The sequence below is a fragment of the Pseudomonas sp. G2-4 genome, from assembly GCF_030064125.1.
Taxonomy (GTDB): Bacteria; Pseudomonadota; Gammaproteobacteria; order Pseudomonadales; family Pseudomonadaceae; genus Aquipseudomonas.
The window spans coordinates 5,266,621-5,282,903 of the sequence record NZ_CP125957.1 but is presented as its reverse complement, the minus strand read 5'-3'; the positions used below and the strand labels follow the sequence as shown (position 1 = coordinate 5,282,903).

Here is a 16,283-nt window from a genome sequence, read left to right as displayed (position 1 = left end):
GCCGATGGCGCCACCCGCAGGTGACGTCAACGACGGTCATCGGTGTCAGGCCTTGGCGCGGTCCAGCAGGTACTGGGTCAGCAGGGGAACTGGACGGCCGGTGGCGCCCTTGTCCTTGCCGCCGCTGGTCCAGGCCGTGCCGGCGATGTCCAGGTGCGCCCAGTTCAGGTTCTTGGTGAAGCGCGACAGGAAGCACGCCGCCGTGATAGTCCCGGCTTTCGGACCGCCGATGTTGGCGATGTCGGCGAACGGGCTGTCCAGTTGTTCCTGGTACTCATCGAACAATGGCAACTGCCAGGCGCGGTCGTCGGCTTGCTGGCCGGCGCTGAGCAGTTGGCCGATCAGTTCGTCGTTGTTGCCCAGCAGGCCCGAAGTGTGGGCGCCGAGGGCGACGACGCACGCGCCGGTCAGGGTCGCGATGTCGATCACCGCTTGCGGCTTGAAGCGCTCGGAGTAGGTGAGGGCGTCACACAGCACCAGGCGGCCTTCGGCGTCGGTGTTGAGGATTTCCACGGTCTGGCCGCTCATGGTGGTAACGATGTCACCCGGACGCGAAGCTGTACCGCTGGGCATGTTCTCGGCGCAGGCCAGGATGCACACCAGGTTGATCGGCAGTTGCAGTTCGAGCACGGCACGCAGGGTGCCGAACACGCTTGCGGCGCCGCCCATGTCGTACTTCATTTCATCCATGCCGGCGCCCGGCTTGAGGCTGATGCCGCCGGTGTCGAAGGTGATGCCCTTGCCCACCAGTGCGTAAGGCTTCTCGGATTTCTTGCCGCCGTTGTATTGCATGACGATCAGGCGCGGCGGTTGGGCGCTGCCCTGGCCGACGGCGTAGAACGAACCCATGCCCAGGTCTTTGATTTTCTTCTCGTCGAAGACTTCGACTTTCAGGCCTTTGAATTCCTTGCCCAAGGCCTTGGCCTGTTCACCCATGAACGTCGGGTGGCAGATGTTCGGCGGCAGGTTGCCCAGGTCGCGGGTGAAGGCCATGCCGTTGGCAATCGCGGTGGCGTGGGTGACGGCACGCTGCACTTCAGCCTGGGCGGCCTTGATGGTCAGCAGGGTGATTTTTTTCAGCGCACGAGGTTCGGTTTTCTGGCTCTTGAACTGGTCGAACTGATATTCGCCATCCACCAGGGTCTCGGCCAGCAGGCGGTTCTTGCCGTAACTGTCGCGGCCCTTGACCACCAACTCGTCCAACGCCAGGGCGGCATCAGCGCCACCCAGGCCCTTGAGGGTGCCCAGCATGCCCGCGATGATTTTGCGCAACGGACGGTCGCCCAGTTCGGCATCCTTGCCCACGCCCACCAGCAGCACGCGATCGGCCTTGAGGTTGGGCAGGTTGTGCAGCAACAGGCTCTGGCCGACTTTGCCGGCCAGGTCGCCGCGCTTGAGCACGGCGCTGATGGCGCCGCCGCTAAGGGTATCGAGCTGGGTGGCGACCACGCCGAGTTTGCGGTTTTCACCGACGGCAACCACCAGCGTGGCGGTTTTAAACGTTTCTGGGCTGACGCTTTTTACAACCAGTTCCATGTGCGGATCCCTGAATGAATGGTCAAGATGCCAGGCGCCGACTTGTGGCGAGGGAGCTTGCTCCCGCTGGGCTGCGCAGCAGACCCCGCTTCTTTGCGGTTGCTGCGCAACCGAGCGGGAGCAAGCTCCCTCGCCACAAGTCCTGAGTGAAACGGTCACGGTCGCGCCGGCGACAAAGGCCGCAGTTTGAACCCCGGTGCCCGAGCCTGACAACCCTCGACAACGCTAACTTTGCGGCTTTAAGCACCGGTTTAAAGCGTGCGCAGTGACAGGCGCCCACAATCACAGGATAATGCGGCTCTTTTTTCGGCGGTTCGCCTTGGTGGGCCGGCTCGATACGTTTGCTTGTTTGGCCGCCTTAGCCTGACAACCTTGGAGTGTCTGGTTTGATCGTCTTTCGTTATCTATCCCGCGAAGTCCTGTTGACCCTAAGCGCCGTCAGCGCCGTGCTGCTGGTCATCATCATGAGTGGGCGCTTCATCAAATACCTCGCGCAAGCGGCCTCTGGTGCCCTGGACCCGGGCTCCCTGTTCCTGATCATGGGTTTCCGCCTGCCGGGCTTCCTGCAACTGATCCTGCCGCTGGGGTTGTTCCTGGGCATTTTGCTGGCCTATGGTCGCTTGTACCTGGACAGCGAAATGACCGTGCTGTCGGCCACCGGCATGAGCCAGCAGCGACTGTTTCGCATCACGCTGTTCCCGGCCGCATTGGTGGCGCTGGTCGTGGCCTGGCTGAGCCTGAGCCTGTCGCCCCAGGGCGCCAACCAGTTTCAACTGCTGATCAACCAGCAGGACGCCATGACCGAATTCGATACCCTGGTGCCGGGGCGTTTCCAGGCCCTGCGTGACGGCACGCGTGTCACCTACACCGAACAGCTCTCGGACGACCGGGTCAACCTGGGCGGCGTCTTCATTACCCAAAAGAACCTGTCTTCCGATACCAAGAAGGATCGCGGCATTTCGGTGCTGGTAGCAGAGAAGGGCCGGCAGGAAATCAACCCTGACGGCAACCGCTACCTGATCCTGGAAAATGGCTATCGCTACGACGGCAAGCCAGGGCAGGCCGATTACCGCGCCATCAAGTACGACACCTATGGCGTGCTGCTGCCCAAGCCCGAGGTCAGCGACGAAGTCACCGACCGCGATGCGATGCCGACCGCAAGCCTGCTGGGCAACAACGACATCCGCGCACGCACCGAACTGCAATGGCGCCTGTCGCTGCCGCTGCTGGTGTTCATCGTGACCCTCATGGCGGTCCCGCTGTCGCGGGTCAATCCGCGCCAGGGCCGTTTCCTCAAGCTGCTGCCGGCGATTCTTCTGTATATGGCTTACCTGACCATCCTGATTTCCGCCCGCAGTGCGCTGGAGAAAGGCAAGATCCCACCGGCCCTGGGCTTGTGGTGGGTGCACTCGATCTTCCTGGCCATCGGCCTGGGGTTGCTCTATTGGGAGCCGCTACGCCTGAAACTGGCCAGTCGTCGCAGCGCGCTGGAGGTGGCCCGTGGTTAAACTCGATCGCTACATCGGCAGCAGCGTGTTCATGGCGATCCTTGCGGTACTGGGGATCATTCTTGGCCTGGCGACCCTGTTTGCCTTCATCGATGAAATGGGCGACGTCAGCGACACCTATACCCTGTTGGACGTCTTGAGCTACGTGCTGCTGACGGCGCCGCGGCGTTTGTACGACATGCTGCCGATGGCCGCGCTGATCGGTTGCCTGATCGGCCTGGGCAGCCTGGCCAGCAACAGCGAGCTGACCATCATGCGCGCCGCCGGCGTGTCCATTGGTCGGATCGTCTGGGCAGTGATGAAGCCGATGCTGGTTCTGATGCTGGTGGGGGTGTTGATTGGCGAATACGTTGCCCCGGCCACTGAAAATACCGCCCAGGCCAACCGTTCCCTGGCCCAGGGCGGCGGTGATGCGCAAAGCGCCAAGCACGGCCTGTGGCACCGCCAGGGCGATGAGTTCATCCACATCAACTCGGTCCAGCCCAACGGCATCCTGTATGGCGTGACCCGTTACCGTTTCGACGAGCAGCGGCACATGCTGTCGTCGAGCTTCGCCAAGCGCGCCAAGTTTGCCGAGGATCACTGGCAACTGAACGATGTCACCACCACCCTGTTCCATGACAAGCGCACCGAGGTGGTCGCCTCCGCGCAAGAGCGTTGGGACGTGTCGATCAGCCCGCAGCTGCTCAGTACCGTGGTGATGGCACCAGAGTCCCTGTCGATTACCGGGTTGTGGGGCTATATCCACTACCTGGCGGACCAGGGCTTGAACAATGGCCGCTACTGGCTGGCTTTTTGGGTCAAGGTGTTGCAACCGCTGGTCACCGCCGCCCTGGTACTGATGGCGATTTCCTTCATCTTTGGCCCGCTGCGTTCGGTGACCCTTGGCCAGCGGGTGTTTACCGGCGTGCTGGTGGGCTTCACGTTCCGCATTGCCCAGGATTTGCTGGGCCCATCGAGCCTGGTGTTCGGTTTCTCGCCGCTGTTTGCGGTGCTGGTACCGGCCGGTGTCTGTGCATTGGCCGGGTTCTGGCTGCTGCGCCGGGCGGGTTGACGCAAATTTCTTATGGTGAGCGGGCTCCTGTGGCGAGGGAGCTTGCTCCCGCTGGACTGCGCAGCAGTCCCCTACCGCCTGCCTGACATGCCGCCGCGGCGAATAAATCGAGGGCCGCTTCGCAGCCCAGCGGGAGCAAGCTCCCTCGCCACATGTGCTCGTCGACAGGCGAACGTGACGCTTGCGCGCTGTATCAGGTACAATTCCCGGCTATTTTTCGGCGGGCCATGCCTGCAGCCTTTTTGAGTGTTGATCCGTGAGTGATTTGAGTCATATCCGCAATTTCTCCATCATCGCCCACATTGACCATGGCAAGTCGACGCTGGCCGATCGCTTCATCCAGATGTGTGGCGGCCTTGCCGAGCGCGAAATGGAAGCCCAGGTCCTGGACTCCATGGACCTGGAGCGTGAACGCGGGATCACCATCAAGGCCCATAGCGTCACTCTGTATTACACCGCCCGCGACGGTATCAAGTACCAGCTGAACTTCATTGACACCCCAGGCCACGTCGACTTCACCTATGAGGTCAGCCGGTCGCTGGCGGCCTGTGAAGGTGCGTTGCTGGTGGTCGATGCCGGCCAGGGCGTAGAAGCCCAGTCGGTCGCCAACTGCTACACCGCGATCGAGCAGGGCCTTGAAGTCATGCCGGTGCTGAACAAGATCGACCTGCCCCAGGCCGATCCGGACCGCGTGAAGGAAGAAATCGAGAAAATCATTGGCATCGACGCTACCGATGCAGTCGAGTGCAGTGCCAAGACCGGCCTGGGCGTCGACGAAGTGCTCGAGCGTCTGGTTCGCACCATTCCTGCGCCGACCGGCAACATCGAAGATCCGCTGCAAGCGTTGATCATCGACTCCTGGTTCGACAACTACCTGGGCGTCGTTTCCCTGGTACGCGTGCGCCACGGTTGTGTGAAGAAGGGCGACAAGATCCTGGTCAAGTCCACCGGCAAGATCCACCTGGTGGACAGCGTCGGTGTATTCAACCCGAAACATACCGCTACCGTTGACCTGAAAGCCGGTGAAGTCGGCTTCATCATCGCCGGTATCAAGGACATTCACGGCGCGCCAGTAGGCGATACCCTGACCTTGAGCTCGACCCCTGACGTCGACGTGCTGCCAGGTTTCAAGCGCATTCAGCCGCAGGTTTATGCCGGTCTGTTCCCGGTCAGCTCCGACGACTTCGAAGACTTCCGCGAAGCCCTGCAAAAGCTCACGCTGAACGACTCCTCCTTGCAGTACACCCCGGAAAGTTCCGACGCGCTGGGCTTCGGCTTCCGTTGCGGGTTCCTCGGCATGCTGCACATGGAGATCATCCAGGAGCGCCTTGAGCGCGAGTACGACCTGGACCTGATCACCACGGCGCCGACCGTAATCTTCGAGCTGCTGCTCAAGAACGGCGAAACCATCTACGTCGACAACCCGTCCAAGCTGCCAGACCTGTCGGCCATCGAAGACATGCGCGAGCCGATCGTGCGGGCCAATATTCTTGTGCCGCAAGAACACCTGGGCAACGTCATTACCCTGTGTATCGAAAAGCGTGGCGTGCAGCACGACATGCTGTTCCTCGGTACCCAGGTCCAGGTGACCTACGATTTGCCGATGAACGAAGTGGTCCTGGACTTCTTCGATCGCCTGAAATCCACCAGCCGCGGCTATGCTTCGCTGGATTACCATTTCGATCGTTATCAATCAGCTAATCTGGTGAAGCTGGATGTATTGATCAACGGTGACAAAGTCGACGCCCTGGCGCTGATCGTGCACAAAGACAATGCGCACTACAAAGGTCGCCAGTTGACCGAGAAGATGAAAGAACTGATTCCGCGTCAGATGTTCGACGTTGCAATCCAGGCCGCCATTGGCGGACAGATTATTGCGCGGACCTCCGTCAAGGCTCTCAGAAAGAACGTATTGGCCAAATGCTACGGCGGCGACGTCAGCCGTAAGCGCAAGCTGTTGGAAAAGCAGAAGGCCGGTAAAAAACGCATGAAGCAGGTGGGTAACGTGGAAATTCCACAGGAAGCCTTCCTTGCGGTGCTCAGGTTGGATAGTTAGGTCCTATGTCGCTAAATTTCCCGCTGTTGCTGGTTATCGCCGTGTTCGTCTGCGGTCTGTTGGCGTTGCTTGATCTGCTGTTCCTGGCGCCTCGGCGCCGGGCTGCCATCGCCTCCTATCAGGGCAGCGTCAGCCAGCCTGATGGTGTGGTGGTCGAAAAGCTCAACAAGGAACCGCTGCTGGTCGAGTACGGCAAGTCGTTCTTCCCGGTGCTGTTCATCGTGCTGGTGCTGCGCTCGTTCCTGGTGGAACCCTTCCAGATCCCGTCCGGCTCGATGAAGCCGACCCTGGACGTGGGCGATTTCATCCTGGTGAACAAGTTCTCCTACGGGATCCGCCTGCCGGTGATCGACAAAAAGGTCATCGAGGTCGGTGACCCGCAACGCGGCGATGTCATGGTGTTCCGCTTCCCGAGCGACCCGAACGTCAACTACATCAAGCGTGTGGTCGGCCTGCCGGGCGACACGATCCGCTACACCGCCGACAAGCGCCTGTTCGTCAATGGCGAATCGGTGGCCGAACAGCTGATCGGCTCCGAGCCGGGCACGCTGGGCAGCGCTGAGCTCTACCAGGAAAAACTCGGCGAAGCCGAGCATTTGATCCGCAAGGAAATGAGCCGCTACCGCGCTACGCCGGACCGTTCTTGGACCGTGCCGGCCGGGCACTATTTCATGATGGGCGACAACCGCGACAACTCCAACGACAGCCGTTACTGGGATGATCCAAACATTCCCAAGGACATGCTGGGCATGGTCCCCGACCGGAATATCGTCGGCAAGGCCTTCGCGGTCTGGATGAGCTGGCCGGAACCCAAACTCAGTCACCTGCCGAATTTCTCGCGGGTTGGCCTGATCAAGTAATCACCCACGGCGCTGTTGAACACAGCGCCGAATGCATTTCTGGAGCCTGCACAAGGCGCCAGAAAGCATGAAGCCAACGATAGTCAGGACGTCATTTTTGAACACAGCGTTAATTGTCCCAAGCCACCGGCGCCTAGCCGCCGTGGCAGTGGAAACCAGCCACGAACTCAGCGTGGGTAAACCGTGAGCGTTTCTCTTAGCCGTCTCGAGCGTCAGCTCGGCTACACCTTCAAGGACCAGGAACTGATGGTCCTGGCCCTCACTCACCGCAGTTTTGCCGGGCGCAACAACGAACGCCTGGAATTCCTCGGTGATGCCATCCTCAACTTCGTGGCCGGCGAGGCGCTGTTCGAGCGTTTCCCGTTGGCCCGCGAAGGCCAGTTGTCGCGTCTGCGCGCGCGATTGGTAAAAGGTGAGACCCTGGCTGTATTGGCCCGTGGTTTCGATTTGGGCGAATACCTGCGCCTGGGCTCCGGTGAATTGAAGAGCGGCGGTTTCCGGCGCGAGTCGATTCTGGCCGACGCCCTGGAAGCCTTGATTGGCGCGATCTACCTGGACGCCGGCATGGAGATGGCGCGCGAGCGCGTGCTGGCCTGGTTGACCTCCGAGATCGACAGCCTGACGCTGGTGGACACCAACAAGGATCCGAAAACCCGTTTGCAGGAATTCCTGCAATCACGCAGTTGCGATCTGCCACGCTACGAAGTCGTGGATATCCAGGGCGAGCCGCATTGCCGAACCTTCTTCGTCGAATGCGAAGTGGTCTTATTGAATGAGAAAAGCCGGGGCCAGGGTGTGAGTCGTCGTATTGCCGAACAGGTAGCGGCCGCCGCAGCACTGATTGCCTTGGGCGTGGAGAATGGCAATGACTGATACAACCGTCACCCGCTGCGGCTATGTCGCCATTGTCGGCCGGCCGAACGTGGGCAAGTCCACGCTGCTGAATCACATCCTGGGCCAGAAGCTGGCGATCACCTCGCGCAAGCCCCAGACCACTCGCCACAACATGCTGGGCATCAAGACCGAAGGCGCCGTCCAGGCGATCTACGTCGACACCCCGGGCATGCACAAGGGCGGCGAAAAGGCCCTGAACCGCTACATGAACAAGACCGCTTCGGCGGCGTTGAAAGACGTCGACGTGGTGATCTTCGTGGTCGATCGCACCAAGTGGACCGACGAAGACCAGATGGTCCTCGAGCGCGTCCAGTACGTCACCGGCCCGCTGATCGTGGCACTGAACAAGACCGACCGCATCGAAGACAAGGCAGAACTGATGCCGCACCTGTCCTGGTTGCAGGAACAGTTGCCGAACGCCCAGATCATGCCGATCTCCGCCCAGCATGGTCACAACCTCGAAGCGCTGGAGCGGGTGATTGCCGGACACCTGCCGGAAAATGATCACTTCTTCCCCGAAGACCAGATCACCGACCGCAGCAGCCGTTTCCTCGCCGCGGAACTGGTGCGCGAGAAAATCATGCGCCAGATGGGCGCCGAGCTGCCGTACCAGATCACGGTGGAAATCGAAGAATTCAAGCAGCAGGGCAAGACCCTGCACATCCATGCCTTGATCCTCGTCGAACGTGACGGCCAGAAGAAAATCATCATTGGTGACAAGGGCGAGCGCATCAAGCGCATCGGCACCGAGGCGCGCAAGGACATGGAGCTGCTGTTCGACTCCAAGATCATGCTCAACCTGTGGGTCAAGGTGAAGGGCGGCTGGTCCGATGACGAGCGGGCGTTGCGTTCGTTGGGTTACGGCGACCTCTGATCGCATAACCGGATCTACCGAGAACCATTGTGGGAGCGAGCTTGCTCGCGATGAGGACCTGATATTCAACATAGATGTTGACTGACAGTCCGCCATCGCGAGCAAGCTCGCTCCCACATTGGTTTGGGGCTGTTCATAAACTGTGCTCGCTCATTGAGAACTGCGATTCCCATGTCCCCCACCCAACCCATCGCCCAACCCGCCTACGTCCTGCACTCACGCGCCTACCGCGAAAGCAGCGCCCTGGTGGATTTCCTCACGCCACAAGGTCGGCTGCGGGCGGTGTTGCGCGGCGCGCGGGGCAAGGCCGGGACGCTGGCGCGGCCGTTCGTGCCGCTGGAAATCGAGTTCCGCGGTCGGGGCGAGTTGAAGAACGTCGGGCGCATGGAAAGCAACGGCGTGGCGACCTGGCTCAACGGCGAGGCGCTGTTCAGCGGCTTGTACCTCAATGAGTTGCTGATCCGCCTGCTGCCCGCCGAAGATCCCCATCCCGCCGTCTTCGATCACTACGCCGCCACGCTGTCGGCCCTGGCCGAAGGCCGTCCGCTGGAGCCGCTGCTGCGTTCATTCGAATGGCGACTGCTGGATGACCTCGGCTACGGTTTCGCCCTGAACACTGACCTGCACGGCGAGCCCATCGCGGCAGACGGTCTGTACCGCTTGCAGGTGGATGCCGGCCTGGAGCAGGTCTACCTGCTGCAACCCGGGTTGTTCAACGGCGCCGAACTGCTGGCCATGGCCGAGGCCGACTGGAGTGCGCCGGGCGCGCTGTCGGCAGCCAAGCGCCTGATGCGCCAAGCCCTGGCGGTTCATCTGGGTGGTCGACCGCTGGTCAGCCGCGAGCTGTTTCGCAAGCCCTGAGCAACCCGTATGCTGTGGGCCGACTATTTGTCCATTCAGGAGTCTTTTCGTGAGCACCAGCAATCGCATTCTTCTCGGCGTGAACATCGACCATGTTGCCACCCTGCGCCAGGCCCGCGGTACGCGCTACCCGGATCCGGTCAAGGCCGCACTGGACGCCGAAGAGGCGGGCGCCGACGGCATCACCGTGCATTTGCGTGAAGACCGTCGCCACATCCAGGAGCGCGACGTGCTGCTGCTCAAGGATGTGCTGCAAACCCGCATGAACTTCGAAATGGGCGTGACCGAAGAAATGATGGCGTTCGCCGAGCACATTCGCCCGGCGCACATTTGCCTGGTGCCCGAGACACGTCAGGAATTGACCACCGAAGGCGGTCTGGACGTGGCAGGGCAGGAGGCGCGGATCAGCCTGGCGGTGGAGCGGCTATCAAAAACCGGCGCTGAAGTGTCGCTGTTCATCGACGCCGACGAGCGGCAGATCGCAGCCGCCAAGCGTGTCGGCGCGCCGGCCATCGAATTGCACACCGGCCGTTACGCCGATGCCGAAACGCCCACGGACGTGGCCGATGAGTTGCAACGAGTGGCCGATGGCGTCGCCTTCGGCCTGGCCCAGGGCCTGATCGTCAACGCCGGTCATGGCCTGCACTACCATAACGTCGAAGCCGTCGCGGCGATCAAGGGTATCAACGAACTGAACATCGGCCACGCACTGGTAGCCCATGCGTTGTTCGTCGGGTTCAAGTCGGCGGTGGCGGAGATGAAGGCGCTGATTCTGGCTGCCGCGAAGTCCTGACCGCAGCCATAAGACCCAATGTGGCTGCTCACTTAAGGCTTGCCTGATTCAGTTTTAAGGCTTGCCTGATCCATTGTGGCGAGGGAGCTTGCTCCCGCTCGGTTGCGTAGCAACCGCAAAATCTTGGGGCCGCTTCGCGCCCCAGCGGGAGCAAGCTCCCTCGCCACAGGTTCATCACTGCATCAGGTTTGTGCACAGCCATCAGAGCGGCGGTGTTTCCTGGTTCGGCTTGCTCTTGTCGACACCCGGCACGTGCAGGTTGCCCTCGGCCACCTGGTCCCCTTCGAGCTGCGGCTGCGTGACCCAGGTCAGGATGTCGTAGTAGCGACGGATGTTCGCCACGAAATGCACCGGTTCGCCGCCCCGGGCGTAGCCGTAGCGGGTCTTGCTGTACCACTGTTTCTGGGACAGGCGCGGCAGGATTTTCTTCACGTCCAGCCACTTGTTCGGGTTCAGCCCTTCCTTGGCTGCCAGTTTGCGGGCGTCGTCCAAGTGGCCGCTGCCCACGTTGTAGGCGGCGAGGGCGAACCAGGTGCGGTCCGGCTCCTCGATGCTCTCGTCCAGTTGTTCCTTTATGTAGGCCAGGTACTTGGCGCCGCCCATGATGCTCTGTTTCGGATCCAGGCGATTGGATACGCCCATGGCCTGGGCGGTGTTCTGGGTCAGCATCATCAGGCCGCGTACGCCGGTCTTGGACGTCACCGCCGGTTGCCACAGCGATTCCTGATAGCCGATTGCGGCCAGCAGGCGCCAGTCGACCTTCTCTTTCTTGGCGTAGGCCTTGAAGTGTTGTTCGTATTTGGGCAGCCGTTGCTGCAAATGCTGGGCGAAGGTGGTGGCGCCCATGTAGCCGAGGACATCGACGTGCCCGTAATAACGGTCTTTGAGGCGTTGTAGCGTGCCGTTCTTCTGGACCTTGTCGAGGTAGCTGTTGATTTCGTTGAGCAGGCTGTTGTCTTCACCGGGGCCCACGGCCCAGCTCTGGCTGCGGGTGTCGCCCAGGTCGAAAGCCACGCGCACGTTGGGGAAGTACACTTGGTTCATCGCCACTTCGTTGGAGTCGACCAGGGTCAAGTCAATCTGTCCCTCGTCGACCATGCGCAGCAGGTCGACCACTTCAACCGCGTCGGATTCTTCGTATTCAATGCCAGGATACTGCTGTTTCAGCTGCGCCAGCTGTTCAGCGTGGGTGCTGCCCTTGAGCACCATGATCTTCTTGCCGGCCAGGGCTGCCGCGTCGGTGGGGCGTGACTGGCCGTTGCGGTAGATGACTTGCGGGGTGACTTCCAGGTAAGCGTGGGAAAACCGCACCTGTTTCTTGCGCTGCTCGCTGCTGACCAGGCCGGCAGCCGCCAATACCGGGCCGTTGGGCTTGCCGATCTGGCTGAACAGGTCGTCGAGGTTGTCGGCGGTCTCGATTTTCAGCTCCACCCCCAAATCCTCGGCGAAGCGCTTCACCAGCTCGTATTCGAAGCCGGTTTCACCGTTGCGATCCTCAAAGTAGGTGGCAGGGCTGTTTCGGGTGACCACCCGCAGCACGCCATCCTCCTTTACGCGCTCCAGTGTGTTGGGCTTCTCAACACAACCACCGAGCACCAGGAAGAGTCCGGTTGCGATCAGCCATTTGGCGTACCGCGGACGCAAAGCCGTTGGGGAAAACATCTGCGCAGTATACGCAAACGGCCCCTGCCGCCATATCTCGACAGCAAAAGGCCAGTCTGCTAGCCGTTGCAAAACATGTCCACAACACAGGCGGGCCGGCGTGCGGCGGGTGTTGTACCGATGAAAAATATCTCACCATGAACACAGGAATGAGCCCCCGATAGGCTCGTTGGCGCAAAGACCGACATTCGGCCAGCACCGCACGTGCCGTTTCGGGTGCCGTCGCCAGCGGTTTAGGCTAGAATGCACGGCCTCAAAGCACACCCCCTTCCCGAGGCTGTCCCGAAGATGTTGATCCTGCGCGGCGCTCCTGCCCTTTCTGCCTTTCGCCACAGCAAACTCCTTGAGCAACTGAGCCAGAAGGTCCCGGCTGTCAGTGGCTTGTATGCTGAATTCGCTCACTTCGCCGAAGTCACCGGCGGTTTGACCGGCGACGAACAGCAGGTGCTCGCGCGCCTTCTGAAGTACGGTCCCAGTGTTCCCGTCCAGGAGCCGACCGGTCGTCTGTTCCTGGTGCTGCCGCGTTTCGGCACCATTTCGCCGTGGTCGAGCAAGGCCAGCGACATCGCCCGCAACTGCGGCCTGGCGAAAATCCAGCGCCTGGAGCGTGGCATTGCCTTTTATGTCGCCGGTCAGTTCAGCGAGGCCGAGGCCCAACTGATCGCCGACGGCTTGCACGACCGCATGACCCAGGTCGTGCTGGGCAACCTGGAGCAGGCCGCCGGCCTGTTCAGCCATGCCGAACCCAAGCCACTGACCGCCATTGACGTACTGGGCGGCGGCCGTGCCGCGCTGGAAAAAGCCAACGCCGAACTGGGCCTGGCCCTGGCCGAAGACGAGATCGATTACCTGGTCACCGCCTTCCAGGGTTTGAAGCGCAACCCTCACGACATCGAATTGATGATGTTCGCCCAGGCCAACTCCGAGCACTGCCGCCACAAGATCTTCAACGCCAGTTGGGACATTGACGGTCAGAGCCAGGAAAAAAGCCTGTTCGGCATGATCAAGAACACCTACCAGATGCACAACGAAGGTGTTCTTTCGGCCTACAAGGACAACGCCGCGGTAATCGTCGGCAACGTTGCCGGTCGTTTTTACCCGAACCCTGAGACCCGCCAGTACGGTGCGGTCCAGGAGCCGGTGCACATCCTCATGAAGGTCGAGACCCACAACCACCCGACCGCCATCGCCCCGTTCCCGGGTGCGTCCACCGGTTCCGGTGGCGAGATCCGCGACGAAGGTGCTACCGGTCGCGGCGCCAAGCCCAAGGCAGGCCTGACTGGCTTTACCGTGTCGAACCTGCAGATCCCGGGCTTCGAACAGCCGTGGGAAAAGCCTTACGGCAAGCCTGAGCGCATCGTCACCGCTTTGGACATCATGATCGAAGGCCCCCTGGGGGGCGCGGCGTTCAACAACGAATTCGGCCGTCCGGCCCTGACCGGTTACTTCCGTACCTTCGAACAGTCCATCACCACCCCTCGCGGTGAGGAAGTTCGCGGTTACCACAAGCCGATCATGCTCGCTGGCGGCATGGGCAACATCCGCGCCGACCATGTGCAGAAAGGCGAGATCCTGGTCGGCTCCAAGCTGATCGTCCTCGGTGGCCCGGCCATGCTGATCGGCCTGGGCGGTGGCGCTGCCTCCTCTATGGCCACCGGCACCAGCTCGGCGGACCTGGACTTCGCTTCGGTCCAGCGGGAAAACCCGGAAATGGAACGCCGTTGCCAGGAAGTCATCGACCGTTGCTGGCAGTTGGGTGAACACAACCCCATCAGCTTCATCCACGACGTCGGCGCGGGCGGCCTGTCCAACGCCTTCCCGGAGCTGGTCAACGACGGTGGCCGCGGTGGCCGCTTCGAACTGCGCAACATTCCGAACGACGAGCCAGGCATGGCCCCGCACGAAATCTGGAGCAACGAATCCCAGGAGCGTTACGTCCTGGCGGTCGGCCCGGCCGACTTCGAGCGTTTCCAGGCCATTTGCGAACGCGAGCGCTGCCCGTTCGCCGTGGTCGGCGAAGCCACCGCCGAGCCGCAACTGACCGTCACCGACAGCCACTTTGGCAACAGCCCGGTGGACATGCCGCTGGAAGTACTGCTGGGCAAGGCCCCGCGCATGCACCGTTCGGCGGTTCGTGAAGCCGAGCTGGGCGATGATTTCGATCCGTCCACCCTCGACATCGCCGACTCCATCGAGCGCGTCCTGCATCACCCGGCCGTGGCAAGCAAAAGCTTCCTGATCACCATCGGCGACCGCACCATCACCGGTCTTGTGGCCCGTGACCAGATGGTCGGCCCGTGGCAAGTGCCGGTGGCTGACGTGGCCGTGACCGCCACCAGCTTCGACGTCTACACCGGCGAAGCCATGGCCATGGGCGAGCGCACGCCGCTGGCGCTGCTGGACGCCCCGGCGTCCGGCCGCATGGCGATCGGCGAGACCCTGACCAACATCGCGGCCTCGCGCATCGGCAAGATTTCCGACATCAAGCTGTCGGCCAACTGGATGTCCGCCGCCGGTCACCCGGGTGAAGACGCCCGCTTGTACGACACCGTCAAGGCCGTCGGCATGGAGCTGTGCCCGGAGCTGGGTATCACCATTCCGGTGGGCAAGGACTCCATGTCCATGGCCACGCGCTGGAACGACGAAGGCGTGGACAAGAGCGTGACCTCGCCGCTGTCGCTGATCGTGACCGGTTTTGCTCCAGTCACCGACATCCGCCAGACCCTGACCCCGCAACTGCGCATGGACAAGGGCACCACCGACCTGATCCTGATCGACCTGGGCCGTGGCCAGAACCGCATGGGCGCCTCGATCCTGGCCCAGGTGCACGGCAAGCTCGGCTCGCAAGCGCCGGATGTCGATGATGCCGAAGACCTGAAAGCGTTCTTCGCTGTGATCCAGGGCCTCAACGCCGACGGTCACCTGCTGGCGTACCACGACCGTTCCGATGGCGGCCTGCTGACCACCGTGGTGGAAATGGCCTTCGCCGGTCACTGCGGCCTGAGCCTGACCCTCGACAGCGTTGCCGAATCCACGGCTGAAATCCCGGCCATCCTGTTCAACGAAGAGTTGGGTGCGGTGATCCAGGTTCGCCAGGACGCCACCCCGGACATCCTCGCCCAGTTCAGCGCGGCCGGCCTGGCCGACTGCGTCTCGGTGATCGGCCAGCCGATCAACAATGCCCACATCAACATCACCTTCAATGGCGACACCGTCTTCGAAGGCCAGCGCCGCCTGTTGCAGCGCCAATGGGCTGAAACCAGTTACCAGATCCAGCGCCTGCGGGATAACGTGGAGTGCGCCGAGCAGGAATTCGACGCGCTGCTGGAAGAAGACAACCCGGGCCTGAGCGCCAAGCTGAGCTACGACGTCAACCACGACGTAGCCGCGCCCTACATCAAGAAAGGCATTCGCCCACAAGTGGCGGTCCTGCGCGAGCAGGGCGTCAACGGTCAGGTGGAAATGGCGGCGGCGTTCGACCGCGCCGGCTTCAGCGCGATCGACGTGCACATGAGCGACATCCTGGCTGGTCGTGTCGACCTGAACGACTTCAAGGGCATGGTTGCCTGTGGCGGTTTCTCCTACGGCGACGTGCTGGGTGCCGGTGAAGGCTGGGCCAAGTCGGCGCTGTTCAACAGCCGCGCCCGCGACGCGTTCCAAGGCTTCTTCGAGCGCACCGACAGCTTCACCCTCGGCGTGTGCAACGGTTGCCAGATGATGTCCAACCTGCACGAACTGATCCCGGGCAGCGAGTTCTGGCCGCACTTCGTGCGCAACCGTTCCGAGCAGTTCGAAGCGCGCGTGGCGATGGTCCAGGTGCAGGAGTCGAACTCGATCTTCCTGCAGGGCATGGCCGGTTCGCGCATGCCGATTGCCATCGCCCACGGCGAAGGCCATGCCGAATTCGAAAGCGAAGAAGCCCTGCTCGAAGCCGACCTGTCCGGTTGCGTGTCGCTGCGGTTTGTCGACAACCACGGCAAAGTCACCGAGACCTACCCGGCCAACCCGAACGGCTCGCCGCGCGGGATCACCGGCCTGACTAGCCGCGACGGCCGCGTCACGATCATGATGCCGCACCCCGAGCGCGTATTCCGCGCGGTGCAGAACTCGTGGCGTTCGGACGACTGGAACGAAGACGCGCCATGGATGCGCATGTTCCGCAACGCCCGCGTCTGGGTGAACTGA

General features: G+C 61.9%; 11 protein-coding genes. 9 read left to right on the top strand and 2 right to left on the bottom strand.

Annotated features, from left to right (window positions below):
• Positions 1 to 45: 45 nt before the first annotated feature.
• On the bottom strand, positions 46 to 1,536 hold the full coding sequence (locus QNH97_RS23110; RefSeq protein ID WP_283554067.1) for a leucyl aminopeptidase: 1,491 nt from the start codon (positions 1,534 to 1,536) through the stop codon (positions 46 to 48).
• A gap of 386 nt (positions 1,537 to 1,922) precedes the next feature.
• Here QNH97_RS23110 and lptF point away from each other — a divergent pair, with 386 nt between their 5' ends.
• The 8 genes from lptF (at position 1,923) to pdxJ (ending at position 10,436) form a co-directional block, all read left to right on the top strand.
• Positions 1,923 to 3,044 carry an LPS export ABC transporter permease LptF gene (gene lptF / locus QNH97_RS23105; RefSeq protein ID WP_283554066.1) on the top strand — a complete coding sequence of 374 codons (1,122 nt, stop codon included), beginning with the start codon at positions 1,923 to 1,925 and terminating at the stop codon, positions 3,042 to 3,044.
• A complete protein-coding gene (gene lptG, locus QNH97_RS23100) occupies positions 3,037 to 4,098 on the top strand; it encodes an LPS export ABC transporter permease LptG (protein WP_283554065.1) in 1,062 nt (353 codons plus the stop codon). Before lptF ends, lptG begins: the two co-directional genes overlap by 8 nt.
• 256 nt (positions 4,099 to 4,354) lie before the next feature.
• Positions 4,355 to 6,154: a translation elongation factor 4 gene (lepA, locus tag QNH97_RS23095; protein WP_283554064.1), complete on the top strand. Its 1,800-nt coding sequence runs from the start codon at positions 4,355 to 4,357 to the stop codon at positions 6,152 to 6,154.
• Between the two features lie 5 nt (positions 6,155 to 6,159).
• Positions 6,160 to 7,014, top strand: a complete 855-nt coding sequence (gene lepB / locus QNH97_RS23090) for a signal peptidase I (protein ID WP_283554063.1) — start codon at positions 6,160 to 6,162, stop codon at positions 7,012 to 7,014.
• 183 nt (positions 7,015 to 7,197) lie between these two features.
• Positions 7,198 to 7,887, top strand: a complete 690-nt coding sequence (gene rnc, locus QNH97_RS23085; protein WP_283554062.1) for a ribonuclease III — start codon at positions 7,198 to 7,200, stop codon at positions 7,885 to 7,887.
• On the top strand, positions 7,880 to 8,782 hold the full coding sequence (era, locus tag QNH97_RS23080; RefSeq protein WP_283554061.1) for a GTPase Era: 903 nt from the start codon (positions 7,880 to 7,882) through the stop codon (positions 8,780 to 8,782). Before rnc ends, era begins: the two co-directional genes overlap by 8 nt.
• A 171-nt stretch (positions 8,783 to 8,953) precedes the next feature.
• Positions 8,954 to 9,643: a DNA repair protein RecO gene (recO, locus tag QNH97_RS23075; RefSeq protein WP_283554060.1), complete on the top strand. Its 690-nt coding sequence runs from the start codon at positions 8,954 to 8,956 to the stop codon at positions 9,641 to 9,643.
• A gap of 49 nt (positions 9,644 to 9,692) precedes the next feature.
• Complete coding sequence (gene pdxJ, locus QNH97_RS23070; protein WP_123344402.1) at positions 9,693 to 10,436, top strand: pyridoxine 5'-phosphate synthase; 744 nt, start codon at positions 9,693 to 9,695, stop codon at positions 10,434 to 10,436.
• Positions 10,437 to 10,637: 201 nt separating this feature from the next.
• Here the strand turns inward: pdxJ and mltF are convergent, their stop codons facing one another.
• Positions 10,638 to 12,098, bottom strand: a complete 1,461-nt coding sequence (gene mltF, locus QNH97_RS23065; protein WP_283554059.1) for a membrane-bound lytic murein transglycosylase MltF — start codon at positions 12,096 to 12,098, stop codon at positions 10,638 to 10,640.
• Between the two features lie 288 nt (positions 12,099 to 12,386).
• On the opposite strand from mltF, the gene purL reads away from it, so the two are divergent.
• Positions 12,387 to 16,283: a phosphoribosylformylglycinamidine synthase gene (purL, locus tag QNH97_RS23060; RefSeq protein WP_283554058.1), complete on the top strand. Its 3,897-nt coding sequence runs from the start codon at positions 12,387 to 12,389 to the stop codon at positions 16,281 to 16,283.

Coding starts and splice junctions, on each gene's coding strand:
- recO (WP_283554060.1), top strand. CDS start 8,954: ATGTCCCCCACCCAACCCATCGCCCAACCCGCCTACGTCCTGCACTCA.
- era (WP_283554061.1), top strand. CDS start 7,880: ATGACTGATACAACCGTCACCCGCTGCGGCTATGTCGCCATTGTCGGC.
- purL (WP_283554058.1), top strand. CDS start 12,387: ATGTTGATCCTGCGCGGCGCTCCTGCCCTTTCTGCCTTTCGCCACAGC.
- QNH97_RS23110 (WP_283554067.1), bottom strand. CDS start 1,536: ATGGAACTGGTTGTAAAAAGCGTCAGCCCAGAAACGTTTAAAACCGCC.
- lepB (WP_283554063.1), top strand. CDS start 6,160: ATGTCGCTAAATTTCCCGCTGTTGCTGGTTATCGCCGTGTTCGTCTGC.
- mltF (WP_283554059.1), bottom strand. CDS start 12,098: ATGTTTTCCCCAACGGCTTTGCGTCCGCGGTACGCCAAATGGCTGATC.